20 protein-coding genes are annotated in these 19,600 nt (G+C 73.6%); 9 read left to right on the top strand and 11 right to left on the bottom strand.

The features are described from left to right. The first annotated feature begins 360 nt into the window (after positions 1 to 360). On the top strand, positions 361 to 1,698 hold the full coding sequence (locus tag AB0442_RS05945; RefSeq protein WP_366160848.1) for an MFS transporter: 1,338 nt from the start codon (positions 361 to 363) through the stop codon (positions 1,696 to 1,698). Here AB0442_RS05945 and AB0442_RS05940 read toward each other — a convergent pair. From AB0442_RS05940 to AB0442_RS05900, 9 genes are all read right to left on the bottom strand, one after another. Beyond that, the gene (locus tag AB0442_RS05940; protein ID WP_366160910.1) at positions 1,593 to 2,414 is read right to left on the bottom strand and encodes a DUF4389 domain-containing protein; all 822 of its coding nucleotides are present in this window, start codon (positions 2,412 to 2,414) and stop codon (positions 1,593 to 1,595) included. The two genes, AB0442_RS05945 and AB0442_RS05940, sit on opposite strands and share 106 nt — an antisense overlap. Before the next feature lie 300 nt (positions 2,415 to 2,714). Then, the gene (locus AB0442_RS05935) at positions 2,715 to 3,101 is read right to left on the bottom strand and encodes a metal-sulfur cluster assembly factor (RefSeq protein WP_366160847.1); all 387 of its coding nucleotides are present in this window, start codon (positions 3,099 to 3,101) and stop codon (positions 2,715 to 2,717) included. Positions 3,102 to 3,118: 17 nt separating this feature from the next. Continuing rightward, a complete protein-coding gene (sufU, locus tag AB0442_RS05930; protein WP_344628244.1) occupies positions 3,119 to 3,571 on the bottom strand; it encodes a Fe-S cluster assembly sulfur transfer protein SufU in 453 nt (150 codons plus the stop codon). Between the two features lie 9 nt (positions 3,572 to 3,580). Beyond that, entirely contained in the window at positions 3,581 to 4,855 is a 1,275-nt protein-coding gene (locus AB0442_RS05925) for a cysteine desulfurase (protein WP_366160846.1), read from the bottom strand. Next, positions 4,852 to 5,616: a Fe-S cluster assembly ATPase SufC gene (gene sufC / locus AB0442_RS05920; protein WP_366160845.1), complete on the bottom strand. Its 765-nt coding sequence runs from the start codon at positions 5,614 to 5,616 to the stop codon at positions 4,852 to 4,854. The genes AB0442_RS05925 and sufC overlap by 4 nt, the downstream gene beginning before the upstream one ends. A gap of 5 nt (positions 5,617 to 5,621) precedes the next feature. After that, on the bottom strand, positions 5,622 to 5,939 hold the full coding sequence (locus AB0442_RS05915; protein WP_344628247.1) for a bifunctional 3-phenylpropionate/cinnamic acid dioxygenase ferredoxin subunit: 318 nt from the start codon (positions 5,937 to 5,939) through the stop codon (positions 5,622 to 5,624). Further along, a complete protein-coding gene (gene sufD, locus AB0442_RS05910; RefSeq protein WP_366160844.1) occupies positions 5,936 to 7,174 on the bottom strand; it encodes a Fe-S cluster assembly protein SufD in 1,239 nt (412 codons plus the stop codon). Before sufD ends, AB0442_RS05915 begins: the two co-directional genes overlap by 4 nt. Before the next feature lie 54 nt (positions 7,175 to 7,228). Beyond that, positions 7,229 to 8,641, bottom strand: coding sequence for a Fe-S cluster assembly protein SufB (sufB, locus tag AB0442_RS05905; protein ID WP_363492338.1), 1,413 nt, complete (start codon positions 8,639 to 8,641; stop codon positions 7,229 to 7,231). Then, on the bottom strand, positions 8,634 to 9,488 hold the full coding sequence (locus AB0442_RS05900) for a helix-turn-helix domain-containing protein (RefSeq protein ID WP_366160843.1): 855 nt from the start codon (positions 9,486 to 9,488) through the stop codon (positions 8,634 to 8,636). Before AB0442_RS05900 ends, sufB begins: the two co-directional genes overlap by 8 nt. A gap of 165 nt (positions 9,489 to 9,653) precedes the next feature. Here AB0442_RS05900 and AB0442_RS05895 point away from each other — a divergent pair, with 165 nt between their 5' ends. Then, positions 9,654 to 10,574 (top strand): ABC transporter ATP-binding protein, encoded by a 921-nt coding sequence (locus AB0442_RS05895; RefSeq protein ID WP_344628251.1) that lies wholly within the window; start codon positions 9,654 to 9,656, stop codon positions 10,572 to 10,574. 41 nt (positions 10,575 to 10,615) lie between these two features. Further along, complete coding sequence (locus AB0442_RS05890) at positions 10,616 to 11,335, top strand: ABC transporter permease (protein WP_366160909.1); 720 nt, start codon at positions 10,616 to 10,618, stop codon at positions 11,333 to 11,335. A gap of 63 nt (positions 11,336 to 11,398) precedes the next feature. On the opposite strand, the gene AB0442_RS05885 is transcribed toward AB0442_RS05890, so the two are convergent. After that, entirely contained in the window at positions 11,399 to 12,652 is a 1,254-nt protein-coding gene (locus AB0442_RS05885) for a choice-of-anchor A family protein (RefSeq protein ID WP_366160842.1), read from the bottom strand. Positions 12,653 to 12,981: 329 nt separating this feature from the next. Between AB0442_RS05885 and AB0442_RS05880 the strand changes: the two genes are divergently transcribed. The 4 genes from AB0442_RS05880 (at position 12,982) to AB0442_RS05865 (ending at position 16,735) form a co-directional block, all read left to right on the top strand. After that, positions 12,982 to 13,476: a hypothetical protein gene (locus AB0442_RS05880; RefSeq protein WP_366160841.1), complete on the top strand. Its 495-nt coding sequence runs from the start codon at positions 12,982 to 12,984 to the stop codon at positions 13,474 to 13,476. Between the two features lie 49 nt (positions 13,477 to 13,525). Then, positions 13,526 to 13,834: a hypothetical protein gene (locus tag AB0442_RS05875; protein ID WP_366160839.1), complete on the top strand. Its 309-nt coding sequence runs from the start codon at positions 13,526 to 13,528 to the stop codon at positions 13,832 to 13,834. Between the two features lie 2 nt (positions 13,835 to 13,836). Then, positions 13,837 to 15,690: an acyltransferase family protein gene (locus AB0442_RS05870; RefSeq protein ID WP_366160838.1), complete on the top strand. Its 1,854-nt coding sequence runs from the start codon at positions 13,837 to 13,839 to the stop codon at positions 15,688 to 15,690. A gap of 91 nt (positions 15,691 to 15,781) precedes the next feature. Next, on the top strand, positions 15,782 to 16,735 hold the full coding sequence (locus tag AB0442_RS05865; RefSeq protein ID WP_366160836.1) for a COX15/CtaA family protein: 954 nt from the start codon (positions 15,782 to 15,784) through the stop codon (positions 16,733 to 16,735). A gap of 107 nt (positions 16,736 to 16,842) precedes the next feature. Here AB0442_RS05865 and AB0442_RS05860 read toward each other — a convergent pair whose 3' ends face one another. Then, positions 16,843 to 17,175, bottom strand: coding sequence for a hypothetical protein (locus AB0442_RS05860; protein ID WP_366160835.1), 333 nt, complete (start codon positions 17,173 to 17,175; stop codon positions 16,843 to 16,845). 83 nt (positions 17,176 to 17,258) lie between these two features. On the opposite strand from AB0442_RS05860, the gene AB0442_RS05855 reads away from it, so the two are divergent. Then, a complete protein-coding gene (locus tag AB0442_RS05855; protein ID WP_366160833.1) occupies positions 17,259 to 17,900 on the top strand; it encodes a DUF2461 domain-containing protein in 642 nt (213 codons plus the stop codon). Positions 17,901 to 17,971: 71 nt separating this feature from the next. Next, positions 17,972 to 19,570 (top strand): NAD(P)/FAD-dependent oxidoreductase, encoded by a 1,599-nt coding sequence (locus AB0442_RS05850; RefSeq protein ID WP_366160832.1) that lies wholly within the window; start codon positions 17,972 to 17,974, stop codon positions 19,568 to 19,570. Positions 19,571 to 19,600: the final 30 nt, after the last annotated feature.

The raw sequence follows: 19,600 nt of genomic DNA, 5'->3' as shown, positions 1-19,600 counted from the left end.
TGGCGATCTCCCGTGGTGGCTGTGCTGGGCCCGGGCCGTCGCGTGTCGGCCCATCCACTCAGCGTATCGGGCGGGGCGGCCCGCCGCCGTGCCCGCGGGGCGCGCGCCGCCCGGGGTGTGACGCAGAACCGCCGGTGGAGGGGGGTCCGGACGGCCCGGCGGCCCCGGTCGGGCGCGTAAACTGCTCCGGGCGCCGCGCACACCCCGCGCGGGCCCCTCGGGCAACGAAGCCCTCCTCCCTCCGCCCCTCCCACGGGCCGGAGGGTCCGTACGCTCACCGCGCCGCCCGGGCTCGTTGTCGCGGCCGCCACCCCTGGCCACGTCGTCCCCGGTGGTGCCCGGCCACAGGAGACCCCTGCCATGGCGGACCTCTCCCCCGCCGGCCCCGGCCTGCGCTCCGCGCACTTCCCCGGACGCCGACTGTCGGAGGCCCTGCTCCCCCCGGAACTCGCGCCGCGCGCGCAGCTCCGCCTCGCCGCGATCAGCCGCTGGAACGCGCTGCGCGGCATCCGCGTCGGCCTGGTGGCCGGCGCCCTGCTGCTGATGCTGGTCGGCGCCAACCTGGCCACGCCGATCTACCCGCTGCTGCAGCAGCAGCTCGGCCTGACGCCGCTGCACACCACCGTGCTGTTCACGGTGTACGTCTTCGCGGTCGTCCCGGTGCTCGCCGTGGTCGGCCACTGGTCGGACCACCTGGGCCGGCGGGCGCTGATCCTGCCGGCGGTGGCGCTGGCCGCGGTCGGCGACCTGATGTTCGCCGACGCGCACGGCTTCGGCCTGCTGGTGGCGGGCCGCGCCGTCCAGGGCGTGGCGGTCGGCCTGTCGACCGGCGCCGCCGGTGCGGCGCTCGGCGACCTGCTGCCGGACCGGCCCTCGCTGGCCGCGAAGCTGACCCTGGCCTGTTCGGCGGGCGGCGTCGCGCTCGGCCCGGTGGTCGGGGCGAGCCTCGCCACCGGCGCGCACCCGCTGCTCACCCCGTTCCTGCTGCACGCGCTGGCGCTGCTGGCACTGTGCGTGCCGCTGGCCGTCGTGCACCCGCGGATGCCCGGCCGGGTGCGCCCGCCGGCCGCGCCGCCGCGCATCACCACCCCGGCCCACCTGCGTCCGCAGCGGCTGCGGCTGCCGCGCCGCGGTCGCCGGACCTTCCTGCTGGCGGCCGGCGCCGGTTTCGTCTCGTACGCGGTGTTCGGGGTGTACCTGTCGCTGGCGCCGGCCTTCGCGGCGCGGCTGCTGCACTCGGACTCGCACCTGACCGGCGCGGTGGTGGCGGCGCTGCTGCTGGGCTCCTCGGCCGCGGCGCAGCTGCTGGTGCCGCCGACCGCGGACCGGCCGGTGATCGCCGCGGGCCTGGGCGGCCTGGCGACGGGCCTGGCCCTGGTGGTGGCCGCCGGGTACACGGGCACGCCGGCGCTGCTGTTCATCGGCAGCGTGCTGGGCGGGGCCTGCCAGGGCGTGGCGTTCCGCTCGCTGTTCACCACGGCGGTCGCGGCGATGGACCCGGAGCGCCGGGGCAGCGAGCTGTCGGCGCTGTGGGTGATCGTCTACCTGGGCAGTTCGCTGCCGATCGTGGCGGTCGGCTGGCTGACCCAGCGCTACGGCCTGCTGCCCGCGGTGAGCGGATTCGCGGCCGTGGCGGCGCTGGTCTGCCTCGGGCTGGCGGGCGCGGTGCTGCTGCCGCGGGGTGCCCGCAGGCCGTAGTAGCCGTTGTCGTCGTCGTTGACGAAGGCCCGGACGCTTCCGCTGACCAGGCCGAGCACGAGGAACAGCACGACCAGCGCCTTGGCGCCGCCGGTGAGGACCAGCGGGCGGGTCGCGGAACGGGCTGCCGCCACCGGCGGCAGCCCGTCGTCGCCGAAGAGCCGCTTGGGGTAGGCGGAGGTGAGCATCAGCACGTAGGCGCTGAAGCGCATCGCGTAGCGCAGGGTCGCGGCGGTCGCGCCGAACAGCGGGTCGGGCATCCGGCCGAGGACCAGTGCGATCAGCCAGATGACGAAGGCGGCCGCGTACCAGCCGCTGAGCACCAGGCTCTGCACGATCGCCGCCGGGATCATCAGGATCAGGCGGAAGAACACGGCGAGCCGGTTCAGTTCACCCGGCCGCAACTCCACCCGGACGGGGTAGTCCTCGGGCCGCCAGGCGAACGGCGGGTAGTCGTCGACCAGCAGCATGGCGGAGGCTCGCACCCGGGTGTCCCAGCCGACGAAGCCCGAGAGGTACTCCTCGATCGGCTCCGGCAGCCGGCCGAGGAACAGCGCGCCGAACCAGCCGACGATGACGGCCGGAATCGCCAGCACCCCCAGCACCCACACCACGACGAACTGCGGGATCAGCAGCAGCCAGCGCAGCAGGATCGTCCAGCGGCGTTGCGGCCCGGCCTTCGGGACGTCCAGCTCGGGGAGGAGTTCCAGCGGCATGCTGCCCTGGGGGACCTGCCAACTGCCCGTCGCCACGCTGTGCTCCCTGGTCTCGACCGGTGCGGACTGGGGCGTGTCCCACGGATCCTGCCGGGCCCGCGCCCCGGGCACGCACCCGGACGCCGCAGGCTGATCCGACAAGATCTGTAAGACACGCCCCGGATGACATTCCCGGTCGGGACGGGCCGCGACACCTGCCCGGACCCGTACGGCGCAAAGGGGCGGCCGGGCGGGCACGCCGCCGCCCCCGGCCCGGCGAGCGGGACGGGGGCGGCGGGAGCACCGCGCGGGGCGCGGGACTCAGACGTTGAAGCCGAGGGCGCGGAGCTGGTCGCGACCGTCGTCGGTGATCTTGTCGGGGCCCCACGGCGGCATCCAGACCCAGTTGATCCGCAGGTCCTTGACCAGGCCGTCGGTGGCGGTCTTCGCCTGGTCCTCGATGACGTCGGTCAGCGGGCAGGCCGCCGAGGTGAGCGTCATGTCGACGGTCGCCACGTCGTCCTCGTCGATGTGGATGCCGTAGATCAGGCCGAGGTTGACCACGTCGATGCCGAGCTCGGGGTCGACGACGTCCATCAGGGCCTCGTGGAGGTCCTCGACGGACACCGTGCCGGCGGTGGTGAAGGCGCCGGGGGCCTCGGTCACGGGCTCGGCGGCCTGCTCGGCCGGGGTCTCGCTGTCACTCATGGGAGAGTCCGTCCGTTTCAGTCGTTGATGGCGGGCTGCTCGCCCAGGGCCTTGGCGGTGGCGTCCTTCCAGGCCATCCAGCTGAGCAGGGCGCACTTGACCCGGGCCGGGTACTTGGAGACGCCGGCGAACGCGACGGCGTCCTCCAGCACGTCCTCGTCGCCCTCGCCCTGACCCTTGCTCTGCATCAGCTCCAGGAATGCCTCCTGGACGGCCTGGGCCTCGCCGACGGTCTTTCCGACCACCAGGTCGTTCAGCACCGAGGCGCTGGCCTGGCTGATCGAGCAGCCCTGCGACTCGTAGCTGACGTCCGCCACGGTGGCGCCGTCGAGCTTCACCCGCAGGGTGATCTCGTCGCCGCAGGTCGGGTTGACGTGGTGCACCTCGGCGTCGCCCTCCCGCAGCCCCTTGCCGTGGGGGTTGCGGTAGTGGTCCAGGATGATCTCCTGGTACATCGAGTCGAGCTTCATCCCGTCACCTCAGCCGAAGAAGTTGCGGACGTGGTGCAGACCGTCGATCAGCGCGTCGACCTCGCCCGGCGTGGAGTACAGGTAGAACGACGCCCTGGTGGTCGCCGGAATTCCGTACCGCAGGCAGACCGGCCGGGCGCAGTGGTGGCCGACGCGCACGGCGATGCCCTGCTCGTCGAGGACCTGGCCCACGTCGTGCGGGTGGATGTCGCCGAGCGTGAAGGAGATCGCGGCACCGCGGTCCACGGCCGTGCGCGGGCCGATGATCCGCAGGTCCGGGACCTCCAGCAGGCGCTCGATCGCGTACTCGGTGATCGCGTGCTCGTGGGCGGCGATCCTCTCCATGCCGATCGCCGACAGGTAGTCGACGGCCGCGCCGAGGCCGACCGCCTGCGCGATCGGCGGGGTGCCGGCCTCGAACTTGTGCGGCGCCGGGGCGTAGGTGGACGAGCCCATGGTGACGGTCTCGATCATCTCGCCGCCGCCGAGGAACGGCGGGAGGTCCTCCAGCAGCTCCTGACGGCCCCACAGCACGCCGATGCCGGTCGGGGCCAGCATCTTGTGGCCGGTGAAGGCGACGAAGTCGGCCTCCAGCGCCTGCACGTCCAGCACCATGTGCGGGGCGGCCTGCGAGGCGTCGATCACGACCAGCGCACCGACCGACTGGGCCTTGCGGACGATGGTCTCGACCGGGTTGAGCGTGCCGAGCAGGTTGGAGACCAGGGTGAAGGAGACCACCTTGGTCTGCTCGGTGATCAGCTCGTCGATGTTCGACAGGTCGAGCCGGCCCTCGTCGGTCAGCCCGAACCACTTCAGCTTCGCGCCGGTGCGCTGCGAGAGCAGCTGCCACGGAACGATGTTGGAGTGGTGCTCCATCTCGGTGATCACGATCTCGGCGTCCGCGTCGACGCGGTAGGGCTCGTCGGCCCAGCCGAGCATGTTGGCGACCAGGTTGAGCGACTCCGAGGCGTTCTTGGTGAAGATCACCTCGTCCCGGCTCGGCGCGTTGACGAAGGCCGCGACCTTGTCGCGGGCGCCCTCGTACAGCGCCGTGGCCTCCTCGGCCAGCACGTGCACACCGCGGTGCACGTTGGCGTTGTGCCGCTCGTAGTACGCGTTCAGCGCCTCCAGCACCTGGCGCGGCTTCTGCGAGGTGGCCGCGTTGTCCAGGTAGACCAGCGGCTTCTCGTCGTGCAGCAGGCGCTGCAGGACGGGGAAGTCCTTGCGGATCGCGTCGGTGTCGAGGAGCCCGGTCAGCGCCGAGCCGGTATGAGTCGTCGTCACTCGGAAGCGCCGCCCTTCACGTAGCTCTCGTAGCCCTCTTCCTCCAGCTTGTCGGCCAGCTCGGCACCGCCGGACTCGACGATGCGGCCGCCCGCGAAGACGTGGACCTGGTCGGGCTTGATGTACCGCAGGATGCGGGTGTAGTGGGTGACCAGCAGGGTGCCGACCTCGCCGGTCGAGCGGACCCGGTTGATGCCCTCGGAGACGACGCGCAGCGCGTCGACGTCCAGGCCGGAGTCGGTCTCGTCGAGGATCGCGATCTTCGGCTTGAGGAGCTCCAGCTGGAGGATCTCGTGGCGCTTCTTCTCGCCGCCGGAGAAGCCCTCGTTGACGTTGCGCTCGGCGAAGGCCGGGTCCATCTGGAGCGCGGCCATGGCCTCCTTGACCTCCTTCACCCAGGTGCGCAGCTTGGGGGCCTCGCCGCGGATCGCGGTGGCGGCGGTGCGCAGGAAGTTGGAGACCGAGACGCCGGGGACCTCGACCGGGTACTGCATGGCCAGGAAGACGCCCGCGCGGGCCCGCTCGTCGACGGACATCGCCAGCACGTCCTCGCCGTCCAGCAGCACCGAGCCGCCGGTCACGGTGTACTTCGGGTGCCCGGCCAGCGAGTAGGCGAGGGTGGACTTGCCGGAGCCGTTGGGGCCCATGATGGCGTGGGTCTCGCCCTGCTTCACGGTCAGGTCGACGCCGCGGAGGATCTCGCGCGGGCCGCTCTCGGCCTCGACGGAGACGTGCAGGTCGCGGATTTCAAGCGTTGCCATGGGGCTCAGGACTCCTGGTTGACGGAGACGAGCACGTCGTCCCCTTCGATCTTTACGGGGTAGACGGCGACCGGCTTGGTGGCGGGCAGCCCGGACGGCTTGCCGGTGCGCAGGTCGAAGCTCGATCCGTGCAGCCAGCACTCGATCATGCAGTCCTCGACCTCGCCCTCGGACAGCGAGACGTTGGCGTGCGAGCAGGTGTCGTTGACGGCGAACACGCCCTCGTCGGTGCGGACCACCGACACCGCGACACCGTTGAGCTCGACCCGGCGGGGGACGTCCTCGGCCAGGTCGCTCAGCGCACACGCACGGAGGAAGCTCATGCGACCGTCGCTTCCAGCTCGGCCTCGATCTTCTCCATCAGGTGGTCCTGGATCTCGGCGACGCCGATCTGCTGGACGAGCTCGGCGAAGAAGCCGCGGACCACCAGGCGGCGGGCCTCCTCGGCCGGGATGCCGCGGGCCTGCAGGTAGAACAGCTGCTCGTCGTCGAAGCGGCCGGTCGCGGACGCGTGGCCGGCGCCGACGATCTCGCCGGTCTCGATCTCCAGGTTCGGGATCGAGTCGACCCGGGCGCCGTCGGTGAGCACCAGGTTGCGGTTGTGCTCGTAGGTGTCGGTGCCCACGGCGGCGGCGCGGATCAGCACGTCGCCGACCCAGACCGCGTGCGCGTCCTGGCCCTGCAGGGCGCCCTTGTAGACCACGTTGGACCGGCAGTGCGGGGTGTCGTGGTCGATGACCAGGCGGTGCTCCAGGTGCTGGCCGGCGTCGGCGAAGTACAGGCCGAAGAGCTCGGCCTCGCCGCCGGGGGCCGCGTAGACCACCCGCGGGTGGATGCGGACCAGGTCGCCGCCGAAGGTGACCGCGACGGACTTGAAGGTGGCGTCGCGGCCGACCAGGGCGGTGTGCTGGGCGGCGTGCACCGCGTCGCGCTCCCAGTCCTGGACGGAGACGAAGGTCAGCTTGGCGCCCTCGCCGACGAGCAGCTCGACGTTGGCGGCGCGGGTGCCGGTGCCGGTGTGGTTGATCACCACGACGGCCTCGGCGAACGGCTTGACGTCGACGACCACGTGGGCGAAGCGGACGCCGCCCTCGCCGTGCACGTCGATCTTCACCGGCTCGGTGAGCACCTGCTCCTTGGGGACGGTCACCACCAGGGCCTGCTCGAAGGCGCTGAACGCCTGGGCGGCGACCCGGTCGACCGGCTTGCCGGCGGTGCCCAGGCGGGCGTCGTCGCGGCCGACGGTCTCGGCGGTGACGCCGTCCGGCAGGGCCAGCTCCAGCTTGTCCTGGCCGGTGGCGCCCTCGGCGGCGGTGCCGTCGTGCAGGCCGTTCAGGCGGTGCAGCGGGGTGAACCGCCAGTCCTCCTCGCGGCCGTGCGGCACGGGGAAGTCGTTCACGTCGTAGGACGGCTCGACCGCGACGCGGGCGTCGATCGGCTGCTGCACGGCGGTGCTGCGGCCGGTGCCGGGGCCGGCCAGCTGCGCGCCGGCGCCGGCGGTGCCGACCTCGATCGAACCGGCGGTGGTGGCACCGCTAGGGGTGTTGACGTCAGCCATGGCTGTCGTAGTGCTCTCTTCCTGGGGAACGGGACGGACGGGGGCGGCGGGGTGTCAGCCGACCGCTCCCTCCATCTGCAGCTCGATCAGCCGGTTGAGCTCCAGCGCGTACTCCATCGGCAGCTCGCGCGCGATCGGCTCGACGAAGCCGCGGACGATCATCGCCATCGCCTCGGTCTCGCCCAGGCCGCGGCTCATCAGGTAGAAGAGCTGGTCCTCGCTGACCTTGGAGACCGTCGCCTCGTGGCCCATGGAGACGTCGTCCTCGCGGACGTCGACGTAGGGGTACGTGTCGGAGCGGGAGATGGTGTCGACCAGCAGCGCGTCGCAGAGCACGTTGGACTTGGCGCCGTGCGAGCCCTCGCCGATCTCGATCAGGCCGCGGTACGAGGTGCGGCCGCCACCGCGGGCCACCGACTTGGAGACGATGGACGACGAGGTGTTGGGCGCCATGTGCACCATCTTGGCGCCGGCGTCCTGGTGCTGGCCCTCGCCGGCGAAGGCGATGGACAGCGTCTCGCCCTTGGCGTGCTCGCCCATCAGGTAGACGGCCGGGTACTTCATGGTGACCTTGGAGCCGATGTTGCCGTCGACCCACTCCATGGTCGCGCCCTCGTACGCCACGGCGCGCTTGGTGACCAGGTTGTAGACGTTGTTCGACCAGTTCTGGATGGTCGTGTAGCGGCAGCGGCCGCCCTTCTTGACGATGATCTCGACGACCGCGGAGTGCAGCGAGTCCGAGGAGTAGATCGGCGCGGTGCAGCCCTCGACGTAGTGGACGTAGGCGTCCTCGTCGACGATGATCAGCGTCCGCTCGAACTGGCCCATGTTCTCGGTGTTGATCCGGAAGTAGGCCTGCAGCGGGATGTCGACGTGCACGCCCTTCGGCACGTAGATGAACGAGCCGCCGGACCACACCGCCGTGTTCAGCGCGGCGAACTTGTTGTCACCCGCGGGGATGACGGTGCCGAAGTACTCCTTGAAGAGCTCCGGGTGCTCGCGCAGCGCGGTGTCGGTGTCCAGGAAGATGACGCCCTGCTGCTCCAGGTCCTCGCGGATCTGGTGGTACACGACCTCGGACTCGTACTGCGCCGCGACACCGGCGACCAGGCGCTGCTTCTCCGCCTCCGGGATGCCCAGCTTGTCGTACGTCGCCTTGATGTCGGCGGGCAGGTCCTCCCAGGACTCGGCCTGCTTCTCGGTCGAGCGCACGAAGTACTTGATGTTGTCGAAGTCGATGCCCGACAGGTCGGAGCCCCAGGTCGGCATGGGCTTCTTGCCGAAGAGCTTCAGGCCCTTGAGACGCAGGTTGAGCATCCACTCGGACTCGTTCTTCTTCGCCGAGATGTCGCGCACGACCTCCTCGCTGAGACCGCGCTTGGCGACCGCGCCGGCCTCGTCGGAGTCGGCCCAGCCGTACTCGTAGGTGCCCAGGCCCTCGAGCTCGGGGTGTGCGATGTCAGTCATGCGAATTTCCTCCGCGCGGACGAGCCGTTTCATTGGGGGACGTACCGGCAGTCGGCACGGCACCGGGCGCCCGCTCGGCGGACGACGGTGCGGCACCGGATGCCGGCACATAGGTGGTGCAGACCCCGTCGCCGTGGGCGATCGTGGCCAGCCGTTGCACATGGGTGCCCAGGAGCTGCGAGAAGACCTCGGTCTCGGCCTCGCAGAGCTGCGGGAACTGCTCGGCGATGTGCGCGACCGGGCAGTGGTGCTGGCAGAGCTGGGCGCCCGCCGGGGCCTTCGCGGCCGCGGCGGAGGGCACACGCCGCACCGTGGCAGCGTACCCGTCGGCGCTCAGCGCCTCGGCCAGCGCCTCGGCGCGGTGGCCGGCCGCCGCCTGCTCCACGCTGCTCAGGTACTTCTGGCCCTGCTTGGCGAAGCGGGCCCGGGCGAAGGCGGCGACCGCCTCCTCGCCCGCCTTGCCGCCGCCCACCGACTCCGAGATCCAGCGCAGGGCGTCGGCGGCGATCTGGTCGTACGCCTGGTAGAAGGCGTCCCGGCCGGACTCGGTGAGGGCGAACACCTTCGCCGGGCGGCCGCGGCCGCGGCTGCCGTAGACCCGCTGCTCACGGGACTCGACCAGGCCGGCGGCGGCCAGCGAGTCGAGGTGGCGGCGGACGGCGGCGGCGGTCAGGCCGAGGCGGCTGGCCAGGTCGGCGGCGGAGGACGGGCCGTGGTCGAGGATCGAGCGGGCGACCCGGTCCCGGGTCGCCCGATGGCCCTCCAGCAGGACCTCCGCAGCCGTCGCGGGCACGGCGCAGCCGGGGGCCGTCTCGGCCGCCCCGTCCTGTGCCAGGTGCTCGCGCATGTTTTTCACAACACCATTGTTGCGTAATTCGTTCCGGGGGAACAAGCCGTGATCCACGCCTCAGCGGTGTCCTCAATCACGCAGGTAAGGCTTACCTGACCTGCGTGGACGGGGTCGGCGGCCCGGTGTCCGGGGCCGGGCCGGCCGCCTCTTACACTCGCCGGTATGCGACTCGAACCCGCCGTAGAGGTGGCCGGGCTGGTCAAACGGTACGGCGAGAAGACGGCCGTGGACGGCCTCGACCTCACCATCGCCCGCGGCACCGTCACCGCCGTGCTCGGCCCCAACGGCGCCGGCAAGACCACCACGATCGAGATCTGCGAGGGCTACCGCCGCGCCGACGCGGGCACCGTCCGGGTGCTCGGCCTCGACCCGGTCGCCGACGGCGCCGCCCTGCGCCCGCGGATCGGCGTGATGCTGCAGGCCGGCGGCGTCTACCCGGGCGCCCGCGCCGTCGAGATGCTCCGGCACACCGCCAAGCTGTACGCCGACCCGCTGGACGTGGACGCCCTGGTCGAGCGCCTCGGCCTCGGCTCCTGCGGCCGCACCGCCTACCGCCGGCTCTCCGGCGGCCAGCAGCAGCGACTCGCCCTCGCCATGGCCGTGGTCGGCCGCCCCGAGCTGGTCTTCCTGGACGAGCCCACCGCCGGCCTGGACCCGCAGGCCCGCCGCGCCACCTGGGAGCTGGTCCGCGAGCTGCGGGCCGACGGCGTCACCGTGGTGGTCACCACCCACCACATGGACGAGGCCGAGGAGCTCGCCGACGAGGTCGCCATCGTCGACCACGGCAGGGTCGTCGCCACCGGCACCCCCGAGGAGCTCTGCCGCGCCGAGGCCGGGGTGCGCTTCGGCGCGCCGGGCGGGCTCGACCTGGCCGGCCTGCGGGCCGTGCTGCCGGCCGGCGCGGTCGCCGTCGAGCACGCCCCCGGCGCGTACCGGGTGGACGCCCCGGTCGACCCGAAGCTGCTCGCCGCCGTCACCGCCTGGTGCGCAGAGGCCGGCGTGATGCCGGAGGGGCTGGCCGTCGGACGGCGCAGCCTGGAGGACGTCTTCCTGGAACTCACCGGACGGGAGCTGCGCTCGTGACCGACCACTCGCCGCGGCCGGGCGCCGCCCCGGTCGGCCGGATGCTGCTGGCGCAGACCGCGCTGGAGACCCGGATGCTGCTGCGCAACGGCGAGCAGCTGCTGCTGACGGTGATCATCCCGACCGTGCTGCTGGTGCTGTTCAGCGCGGTGGACATCGTCGCCGCGGACGGCCCCGGCAAGCGGGTCGACTTCCTGGCGCCGGGCCTGCTGGCGCTCGCGGTGATGTCCACCGCCTTCACCGGCCAGGCGATCGCCACCGGCTTCGAGCGGCGCTACGGCGTGCTGAAGCGGCTCGGCGCGACGCCGCTGCCGCGCTGGGCGCTGCTCACCGCGAAGACCGGCTGCGTGCTGGTGACCGAAGTGCTGCAGGTGGCGCTGCTGACGGCGATCGCGCTGGCGCTGGGCTGGTCGCCGCAGGGCAGCCCGCTCGCCGTCGCCGGGCTGCTGGTGCTCGGCACCGCCGCCTTCTCGGGCCTGGGTCTGCTGATGGCCGGCACGCTGAAGGCCGAGGCCACCCTGGCCGGCGCGAACCTGGTCTTCGTCCTGCTGCTGCTGATCGGCGGCGTGGTGGTGCCGCTGTCGCGCTTCCCGGAGGCCGTCCGCCCGGTGCTGGAGCTGCTGCCGATCAGCGCGCTCTCGGACGGGCTGCGCTCGGTGCTGCAGTACGGCGCCGGGGTGCCCTGGTCGGACCTCGGGGTGCTGGCCGTCTGGTCGGTGCTCGGGCTGGCCGCGGCGGCGCGGTTCTTCCGCTGGGAGTGAGTCCCGGCGCGGCGGTGCCCCCGTACCCCTCGGGTGCGGGGGCACCGCCGCGTCCGGGGCCGGTCAGGCGCGGCGCCGGCGCACCGCGAGGACGATGCCGCCGCCCGCGGCGAGCACCAGGGCGCCGCCGACCGCCAGCGGGATCACGCCGTCGGCGCCGGTGAGGGCGAGGCCGCCGGTGGTGGAGCCGGTCGTGGCGGGCGGGGTCGCCGGGGCGGAGCCGGAGGGCGTCGGGGACGGGCTGCCGCCGCCGGTGGTGCCGGCCGTGCCGCCGGTGGTGGTCGTGCCGCCCGTGGTGCCGGTCGTGCCGGTGGAGCCGCCGGTGGTGACGGGCGGGGTGGAGCCGGAGGGCGTGGGCTTCGGGGTGTCGGTGCCCGGCAGGCAGCCCTCGAACGGGTAGTGGTGGGTCTCGGCCCCGCCGCTGCCCTTGAGCGACTTGGCGATCACCGAGCCGTTGACCGGGCCGCCGGAGCCGAGGTCGACGTGGGCGTCGGGCGCGAGCACGCTGCCGGGCCAGGCGTTGCCGCTGTTCTTGACGACCTCGGTGGCGGTCGGGAAGTTCCACAGCAGTCGGGCCCGGACGGCGCCGCCGGAGGCGGACTGCGTCTTGTCGTCCAGGACGTACCTCCCGGCGGCCGCGTCCCACAGGAAGAAGCCGCTGGTGTGCGCCGCCGCCTGGTCGTAGCCGTCTCCGGTGACGCTGACCACGGTGACCGCGCCGGCCGGCACGTGCAGGTGGACCTCCTTGGCGCCCTGGAGCTGCGCGGCCGTCACGACGAAGGCGTTGAGGCCGGCGTCGGTGCCGGTGAGGGTCAGGGTGCCGCCGGCGGCCTTGATCACGGCGCCGGGGGTGGTCAGCTTCGCCAGGTCGGCGGAGACCGCGCGCAGCTTCGCGAACTCGGCGGCGAAGTCGATCGGCGAGGCGCCGTGCACCACCTTGCCGTGGTGGGCCTCGGCGGTGCCGGCGAGGGTGCCGCCGTACACGCCGTTGCCCTTCATGACCTGGACGTCGCCCCTGATGCCGCCGGCCACGACCAGGGTGTTGCCGCCGGGCAGGGCGGTGACCTGGGCGTCGGTCAGCTCGTTGCCGACCGAGAAGCCGCCGCGGAAGTCGGCGTTGCCACCGACCGCGACCGCGCCCTCGGCGTCCGGCGAGTGGGTGTCGTCGCCCTCGACGAACTCGCCGTAGAGGGTGGCCGTGCCGAGGCTCCGGCAGGTGCTGCCGGCCGGGGCGGCGTGCGCGGCCGGGACGGCGAGGGCACCGAGGGCGAGGGAACCGCCGAGCGCCAGGGCGGCGGCGGGTCGGGACATGCGCATGGGAAGGGGGGCTCCGCGGAGAGAGTGGGAGTGATCACTGCGCACTCTCCCGACCCGCCGGGACATTGGTCAAGACCAATGGGCGGAGTGCCCCCGATTGCCCGCTTTCCCACGCGCAGTGCCGGATGCCCGGAACCGCGCACGCCCGCGCCCCCTCCGAGGCGGTCCGATCCGCACCGGAGGCGCGCGCCGCACGTCTCGATCCGGTCACAAGCTCACCGCATATCTCCCCACATCGGACATTGACACTGATTCAGGTCGACCGGGTGCACTACGGTCTGGCTCGGCGGTTCTGCCTGCCCGCCTGACCCTGGAAGGCCCGGATCCCGATGTCGATCTCCCAACCCCGGACCGACGACCGGAGCGGCATACCCGCCGAAGCCGAACCGGCGCCGGTCTTCGTGGACGAGTCCGGGACCCGCGGCCGCCGTCTGCGACACCTGGGCTGGCTGGTCGGCGGCAGCGGCCTGCTCTTCGCCGTGGCCATGGTGGTCAGCCTCTTCGGCGCGGTCGCCCAGGCCCCTCCGCTGGAGCTGCCCGACTCGCTCGCCTCGTCCACCGCCGTGCCGAGTCCGCAGCCCCAGCCCTCCGTGACCGCCGCCCCCTCGCCCACCGCGTCCGGCAAGGCCACGCAGATCGGCCACGCCGGCGCGTCCGGCAAGCCGAGCGCCTCCGCGTCCAAGTCCGGCACCGCCAAGGCCACCGCTTCGCACCCGGCCGGCACCAAGACCTCCGCCAAGCCCGGTACCGCGACGAAGACCGGCACCACCACCAGGACCGGCACGACCGGCGTCACCGCGACCACCGGCTCCGTCGGCCACTGAGCCGGCGCACCGCCGTCCGTCGCCCCGTACCGGCCCACCAGGAAAGCCCTTGTCCCGCAGTCAGCCCCGTCGGCAGTCGGTCCACCGCTCCCGCCGCCCCGCCGCCCCGCCGCCGGGCCTCCTCCTGCCGGCGGCCCCCGCGGTCCGCCCGCTCGGCCCGACGGTGCTCGGCGGCACGGCGACCGGCGAGGTGTTCCACGCCGGGCCGGTCAGCCACCGGACCCCCGGCCCCGCCCTCGTGCTCGGCTCCGACGGAGGCCACGGGACCGGCCTGCGCACCTTCACCCACCCCGACCTCGCGCTGCAGTCCACGGCGCCGCGAACCGGCGAGGTCTCCGCCCCGATCGTGGAGGTCTGAGCGTGTCCGAGCCGACCGAGCCCGCCGACAGCTTCTTCACCCCGCGCAAGCGCCCCCAGCCGCAGCCCGCCGAGGGCACCGACCGCCCGACCGCGCAGGGTCGGCCGGGTGCGCCGTCGGGGCCCCCGCCCGGCGTCCCCCGCGACCCCGGTGCCGGCCGCGACCTCGGTCCGGCCGGCCGTCCCGGCGGCATGCCGCGCCCGGACGGCCCGGGCCGTCCGGGCGCGCAGGGGCCGGGCGGCGGCCGCCGCCCGCAGGGCCCGGCCGACGGCACCGGTCGGCCGCGGCCCCGTGCCGCCGAGCGTCCGGGCGGCGGGGAGCACCCCGCGTCCGCACCCCGGAGCGGCTTCTCCCCCGACGAGACCATGGCCCTGCGCGTTCCCCCGCCGCCCGGCGGCCGCGGCGGCCTGCCCCCGCAGCGCCGCTCGCCCGAGTCCTCGGCGCCCGGCCGTCCCCAGCCCGGTCCGGCGACCGCACAGCGCACCGCCGAGCGGCCGTCCTTCGACGGGCCCGCGCACGACCGGGCCGCCGAGGCCGGCTGGACGGCCCCGCCCGACACGGGCCGCAGCACCCTGCCCCGGCACGAGGAGACCCTCAAGCTCCGCGTCCCGGACGAGCTCGCCGCGCTCGCCAAGGCCTTCGACGCCCAGTACGCCCGGCCGCCGGGCACCCCCGCGGAGGACGAGGAGGAGGCCGCCCCCGAGCAGAAGCCCGCCCGCTCCGGCGGCGGCCGCGACCGCTACCTCGACATGCTGCGCGGCCTGGCCCTCGTCCGCGTCGTGCTGTACCACAACTTCAGCTGGGCCTGGCTGCCGCTGGTCTTCCCGTCCATGGGCGTGATGTTCGCGCTGGCCGGCTCGCTGATGGCCCGTTCGCTGAAGCGGCCCGCGCTGACCGTCATCCGCGGCCGACTGCGCCGCCTGCTGCCGCCGATGTGGCTGTTCGGCGTCGTGGTGATGACCCTGTGGATCCTGGACGGCTGGGGCCCCGACGCCGAGGGCCACCCGAACTGGTGGTGGGGCAAGCTCGCCTTCTGGATCCTGCCGATCAGCACCCCGCCCTACCCCCAGGGGGACCTGCCGGGCTTCGGGCTCATGGAGGACAGCTGGGGCACCCAGGTCGGCGTCCCGCTCTGGTACCTGCGCGCCTACCTCTGGTACGTGCTGCTGTCGCCGCTGATGCTGCGCGCGCTGCGCCGCTTCCCGCTGGTGACGGTGCTCACCCCGCTGGTGCTGACCTTCTTCTCCGGCCTGCTCCCGGAGGACGGCCGGATCTGGGAGACCTGGTCCGACTTCACGATCTTCGGCTCCTGCTGGATCCTCGGCATGGCCCACAACGAGGGCCTGCTCAAGAAGCTCCCGCAGTACGTCGCCCCCTCGGTGGCGCCGATGATCATGGTCGCCGGGTACTGGTGGTACGTCAGCCGGCCGGTGCTCGACCCGACCGACGTCGGCGACCTGGAGGGCGTGCCGATCGCCCAGGCCGTCTGGTCCTTCGGCTACGTGCTGCTGCTGCTCCACCTCAGCCCCTCGTGGGAGCAGTGGCCGCGACGCCTGGAACCGTTCAACGGCATCATCAGCCTGCTGAACGCCCGGGCCGTCAGCGTCTACCTCTGGCACACGCTCGCCCTGGAGCTGTCCGTCCCGGTGATCGACCAGCTCTGGCGGGTCGACTACCTCGCCGACAACTGGGGTTCGGTGCTCGGCAGCCCCTATCCGCAGCTCTTCGCGGCGATCCCGCTGATCGGGTTGTTCGTCCTCGGCTTCGGCTGGATCGAGGACGTCGCGGCGAAACGCTCGCCACGGCTCTTCCCGTATCCCCGCAAGGTCCGCGGAAAACGGCGGGCCGCAGCCTGACGACCGCGGCCCGGTCGCGCGCCGGCCCGCACGGGCGGCCCGCGACCGGGCCGCGGTCGGTGATCGGATAAGGGCAATCTAGGATGAAGCGGTGTTCACCCCCACCGCACTCCTCGCCGACCGCTGGCACCCGACGGCCGCGACCGTCCGCCGGGCGGCGCTGTCCGCCCTGGTGATGAGCGTGGTCATCGTGCTCACCGGCGGCGCCGTACGGCTCACCGCCTCCGGCCTCGGCTGCACCACCTGGCCGCGCTGCACCGGCGAGAGCATCACGCCGACGCCCGAGATGGGCATCCACGGCGTCATCGAGTTCACCAACCGGATGCTCACCTACGTGCTGTGCGCGGCGATCGCCTGGGCCACCCTGGCCGCGCGCTGCGCCACGCCGTGGCGCCGCTCGCTCACCCGGCTCGGCTGGGCGCAGTTCTGGCTGGTCATGAGCAACGCCGTGATCGGCGGCATCACCGTGCTCACCGGCCTGAACCCGTACGTGGTGGCGGTGCACATGGTCGCCGCGATGGGCCTGGTCTGGGTCGCCGTGCTGATGTGGGAGCGCACCGCGGAGGGCGACGGCGCCCCCGAACTCCTGGTGCCGCGGCCGCTGCAGCAGCTGTCGTACGTCCTCGTCACCGTGGTCGGCCTGCTGGTCGCGGCCGGCACCCTGGTCACCGGCGCGGGCCACCACCCCGGCTCCTCCAGCGACGTCTGGCGCATCCCGGTCGACTACGACCGCCTCGCCCAGGCCCACGCCGACCTGGCCTTCCTGTCGATCGGCCTGACGCTGGCGGCGGTGTTCGTGCTCGCCGCGGTGAAGGCCCCGCCGGCGGCCCGGGCGCGGGTCCGGGACCTGCTGGTCGTGCTGCTGCTGCAGGGCGTCCTCGGCTTCGTCCAGTACTTCACCGACGCCCCCGAGATCATGGTCGGCCTGCACATGCTGGGCGCCGCCCTCACCTGGGCCGCCGCCCTCCGCACCCCGCTGGCCCTGCGCACCCGCCCCGCCACCGACCCGGCCCCCGTCCCCGCCCAGCTGGTGCCCGCGAGCTGACGCGGACGCACGTCAGGGGCGCGGGGAACTGCGCGAGACCGGAAGAGGCCGACCGTGGCCTTCCGATTCGCGCGGTCCCCGCGCCCCTGAGCGGTTCTCCGCAGGCCTCAGATCTGGATGCCGGCCATCCGCTTCCACTCGTAGGCACCGGTCTTCACCTTCAGGCCGAGCTCGCCCTCGAAGGTGTCGTGCAGGGTGACGCCGGCGAGCTGCGCCGCTCGCTGCCCGATGGCGTAGGTCGGGGCGACCTGGTCGCCCCAGGTTCCGTCCGCGCCGACGAGCACGATCCGGGTGGCGGTGCGGCCGACGTACTCGACGACGCCGTCCGCGCTGCCGCCGTGCTGGGCGGTGAAAGCGGTGATGTGCTTGGCGATGCGCTTGGCGCGCCGCTCGGCGCGCGCGTCCTGCGCGGTGGGGGTGGCGGTCTCTGCGCTGGTCATGCCCGCATGCTACCGAGCGGTAGAACGCGTGGCGACGGCGGCGAGGTGTGCGGCGGGCCACACCGGCCCCCTACCCTGGCGGGATGACCTTCGATGGCTGGCCGGCCGAGGCGCTCGAGTTCTACGAGCAGCTGGAGGCCGACAACTCCAAGACCTTCTGGACGGCGCACAAGGACCGCTACGAGCAGTCCGTCCGGGCCCCTACGGCCGACCTGCTGGACGCCCTGGAGGACGAGTTCGGCCCGGGGAAGATCTTCCGTCCCAACCGCGACGTCCGGTTCAGCGCCGACAAGTCGCCGTACAAGACGCACATCGGCGCCTTCCTGGAGGCCGGCGGCTACATCCAGCTCTCGGCGGACGGCCTGGCCTGCGGCAACGGCATGTACCAGCTGGCGACGGACCAGCTGCGCCGCTACCGGGAGGCGGTCGCGGAGGACGTCACCGGCGCCGAGCTGGAGCGGGTGATCGCCTCGGTCGAGGAGGCCGGGCCCTCGGTGGTCGGCCGGGACCCGCTGAAGTCGGCGCCGCGCGGCTACCCCAAGGACCATCCGCGGATCGGGCTGCTGCGGAACAAGGGCCTGATCGCCTGGCAGGAGTGGGAGCCCGCCGCCTGGCTGGGCACCGCGCAGGCGTACGAGCGGATCGCCGGCTTCCTGCGCGCCTCCCGCCCGCTCAAGGACTGGCTGGACGGGCACGTCGGCCCGAGCGAGCTCCCGCCGCGCTGACACCGGCGCAGCCGCCCGACACTCCTGTCCGTACCCTGGCCGCCCCGCACCGCCTCTGGTAGACCTGCCGCATGCAGCCCTCCCGAGGTGACGCGAACACGCCCGATTCTCCCGTCCGCGGCCGCTACGACGTCGTCGTGGTCGGCGGCGGCCACAACGGCCTGGTGGCCGCCGCCTACCTGGCCCGGGCCGGCCGCAGCGTGCTGGTGCTGGAGCGGCTCGGCCGCACCGGCGGGGCCGCGGTCTCCACCGAGGCCTTCCCCGGCGTCGCCGCCCGGCTCTCCCGGTACTCGTACCTGGTGAGCCTGCTGCCGCAGAAGATCGTCGACGAGCTGGGGCTGCACTTCGCGGTGCGGCCCCGGCGGATCTCCTCGTACACGCCGGCCGTGCGCGGCGAACGCCCGACCGGGCTGCTGGTGGACCGGGCGGACGACTCCCGCACCGCCGCGTCCTTCCGCGCCCTGACCGGCTCCGACCGGGAGTACGCGGCCTGGCAGGAGTTCTACGGGCGGACCACCCGGGTCGCCGAGCGGGTCTTCCCGTCCCTCACCGAGCCGCTGCCCACCCGCGCGGAGCTGCGGCGGCGGATCGACGACCCGGCCGCCTGGGAGGCGCTGTTCGAGCGGCCGATCGGCGAGGCCGTGGAGGGCGCCTTCGCCGACGACCTCGTCCGCGGCGTGGTCCTCACCGACGCCCTGATCGGCACCTTCACCCACGCCCACGACCCGGGGCTGGCGCAGAACCGCTGCTTCCTCTACCACGTGATCGGCGGCGGCACCGGCGACTGGAACGTGCCGGTGGGCGGCATGGGTGCGCTCACCGACGCGCTGGCGGACGCGGCCCGGGCGGCCGGCGCCGAGATCCGCACCGGCTGCGAGGTCACCGCGATCGACCCGGGCACCGCCGGCGGCGCCGCCGAGGTCGCCTTCCGGCACGACGGCCGCGAGCACCGGGTGGGCACCGGGACGGTGCTGTGCAACGCCGCCCCGCAGACCCTCGCCCGGCTGCTCGGCGAGGCGCCGCCGGAGCCCGCCCCGGAGGGCTCCCAGCTGAAGGTCAACATGCTGCTGCGCCGGCTGCCCCGGCTGAGGGACACCGCGGTGGACCCGCGGGACGCCTTCGCCGGCACCCTGCACCTGGCGGAGTCGTACACCGAGCTGGAGACCGCCTACCGGCAGGCCGCCGAGGGCCGGACGCCCGCGCCGGCGCCGTCCGAGATCTACTGCCACTCGCTGACCGACCCGTCGATCCTGGGCCCGGAGCTCGCCGCGCAGGGCTTCCACACCCTCACCCTGTTCGGGGTGCACCAGCCGGCCCGGCTGTTCGCCGACGACCCGGAGAAGGCCCGGGCGGCGGCGCTGGAGGCGGTGCTCGCACCGTTGCAGGAGTGCCTGGACGAGCCGCTGGCCGACTGCCTGGCGGTGGACGGCGAGGGCCGGCCCTGCATCGAGGCGAAGAGTCCGCTGGACCTGGAGGCCGACCTGGGCCTGCCGGGCGGCAACATCTTCCACCGCGAGCTGGCCTTCCCCTGGGGCGAGGACCCGGCCGACCGCTGGGGCGTCGCCACCGCCCACCCGAACGTGCTGCTCTGCGGCGCCGGCGCGGTGCGCGGCGGCGGGGTCAGCGGGATCCCCGGGCACAACGCCGCGATGGCCGTCCTCGGCCGCTAGCCGCACGAGCGCGACAGGAAGCGACGGGAA

It is taken from the genome of Kitasatospora sp. NPDC085895 (genome assembly GCF_040702125.1).
Taxonomy (GTDB): domain Bacteria; phylum Actinomycetota; class Actinomycetes; order Streptomycetales; family Streptomycetaceae; genus Kitasatospora; species Kitasatospora arboriphila.
The sequence above is the reverse complement of the archived record's forward strand: the minus strand, read 5'-3'. Positions and strand labels throughout refer to the sequence as shown.